The sequence below is a fragment of the Chitinimonas sp. genome (genome assembly GCF_041904975.1).
Classification (GTDB): Bacteria; Pseudomonadota; Gammaproteobacteria; order Burkholderiales; family Chitinimonadaceae; genus Chitinimonas.
In genome coordinates, this window is the sequence record NZ_JAYRLZ010000424.1 from 1 (window position 1) to 2,326 (window position 2,326).

The following is a 2,326-nucleotide window of genomic DNA, read 5'->3' on the forward strand; positions in this document are numbered from 1 at the left end:
CGACGTACTTTGCTACCCTTGTGAAAACAAACTCAGGGAAGCAAATTGGACGCCATATCCGCTGGTGATCTCAAGACCATCCTGCACTCCAAGCGCGCGAATATCTATTACCTGGAGCATTGCAGGCTCCTAGTCAATGGTGGTCGCGTGGAGTACGTGACCGACCAAGGCAAACAGTCGCTCTACTGGAACATCCCGATTGCCAACACCACCACCGTGCTCCTTGGCACGGGCACCTCCATCACCCAGGCGGCCGTGCGCGAGCTGGCCAAAGCCGGCGTCATGATTGGTTTTTGCGGGGGCGGCGGGACCCCGTTGTTTGCGGGCACGGAACAGGTGCTGGATGTAACCTGGATCGCCGGTCAAAGCGAATACCGCCCTACCGAGTACCTGCAGCACTGGACACGTTTCTGGTTTGACGACGGGCTGCGGTTAGGCGCTGCCAAGGCCTTTCAGCAGGCCCGTCTGACTCGCCTACGGCGACACTGGTCCAACGTCACGCGGCGCGAGGATCGACGCTTTCTGCCAGACCTTGCTCAGCTGGAAGAGGCCTTGATCACCGCTTCATCGCAGGTGGCGTCAGCCGCAGACGCCACCGCCTTGCTGACCATTGAAGCCCGCCTTACCAAAACACTTTACCGGCTCGCCGCCCAGGCAACAGCCTATGGCGAATTCACGCGCTCCAAGCGCGGCGACAGCACCGATGCCGCCAATCAGTTCCTGGATCACGGCAACTACCTGGCGTACGGACTGGCAGCCACAGCCACCTGGGTCCTGGGTATTCCGCACGGGCTGGCTGTGTTGCACGGGAAGACGCGCCGCGGGGGTCTGGTTTTTGACGTGGCCGATCTGGTCAAGGACGCCATCATTCTCCCCCAGGCTTTCACCTCCGCCGTGCGTGGCCACAGTGAGCAGGAGTTCCGGCAGGCTTGCACTGACACCCTGACTCAGAGCGAAGCGCTCGACTTCATGATCGATACCGTCAAGGCTGTGGCGGAGTCCTTTGGCCGTCAGGCACGGGTCGACGCACCGGCCGACATAAGGCATGCAACATGAACGTGCTGTTCGTGTCGCAGTGCGACAAACGTGCACTGACGGAAACCCGACGTATTCTGGATCAGTTTGCCGAGCGACGCGGCGACCGCACCTGGCAGACCCCCATCACCCAAGACGGCCTGGAAACCGTGCACAAGCTACTGCGCAAAACCGCTCGCAAGAACAGCGCCGTGGCTTGTCACTGGATCAGAGGGGCCGGGCAAACTGAATTGCTGTGGGTCGTGGGCGACCGGCGCCAGTTCAACGATCAGGGCGCGGTGCCTACCAACACCACCACCCGCAACGTGCTGCGCGTAGTTGATGAGAACGCCTGGCACCACCTGCCGCTCATGACCGCCCTTACAGCAATAGCCGCCCTGTTGCATGACTTGGGCAAGGCGACACAGGCGTTTCAGGACAAGCTCAAGAATCCCGGCATGCGAGAACGCAACCATTACCGCCATGAATGGGTGTCGGTGCGGCTGTTCCAGGCGTTTGTGGGGCGGGACACGGATGCCGGCTGGCTGCAGCGGCTGGCCGCCTGTGCGAGCGCGGATACCGATGCCCAGGCGTGGGAGGCGATGTGGCTGGATCACTCCAGCGGGCGCCTGCTTCGAGACGGCATCGACGAGCCGCGCGCAGCCCGGCACCTGCCCTTTCCCGCCTTGTCCCAAGCACCGCTGGCGCAAGCCGTCGCCTGGCTGGTTTTCACACACCACCGCTTGCCGTGTCGGCCCGTCGAACAATCCGACGACAACCGCGACGAAGGCCAGGCCTCCTCTCGCTCTAAATGGCGCCGTTTTGGCTCGCGCCCGAGCTTTCTCAATGCCAACGAACTGGACGATGTACTGGCCCGCATCAGTGCAGACTGGAACGAACCGCGCGAGGATGCCAGCCACACCACGGTACGAGCCCACTGGCACTTTCCGCACGGGTTGCCAGTTGCCACCAGCGTGTGGCGCAAACAAGCCGCGCGCTACGCCCACAAGCTGTTGGCGCTGCCGCGTGCAGCAATCCACGGCAGGGTGCCGCACGACCCCTTCGCCATGCATGTCTCGCGGCTGTGCCTGATGCTGGCCGATCATCACTACTCCAGCATCGAAGACGAAGCCCGGCGTCAGCCCTACCGCAGTAATGACTACCCGCTCTACGCCAACACGCGAAGCAAAAGCCACCACAACGAGAGCCGCCCGAACTCGACCGACAAGCGCCAGGGTCCACTATTCAACCAGACCCTGGATGAACATCTGCTAGGCGTACAGGCCCACGCTACGCTGGTCGCGCGCTCCCT

General features: G+C 62.6%; 2 protein-coding genes. Both read left to right on the plus strand.

The window, feature by feature from the left end; translation table 11 throughout:
• Nucleotides 1-45 precede the first annotated feature (45 nt).
• Entirely contained in the window at nucleotides 46-1,056 is a 1,011-nt protein-coding gene (gene cas1f / locus ACE3OH_RS21715; protein WP_374358213.1) for a type I-F CRISPR-associated endonuclease Cas1f, read from the plus strand.
• The coding region (locus tag ACE3OH_RS21720) for a CRISPR-associated endonuclease Cas3'' (RefSeq protein ID WP_374358216.1) at nucleotides 1,053-2,326 on the plus strand (1,274 nt) is incomplete at its 3' end. The genes cas1f and ACE3OH_RS21720, both read left to right, overlap by 4 nt.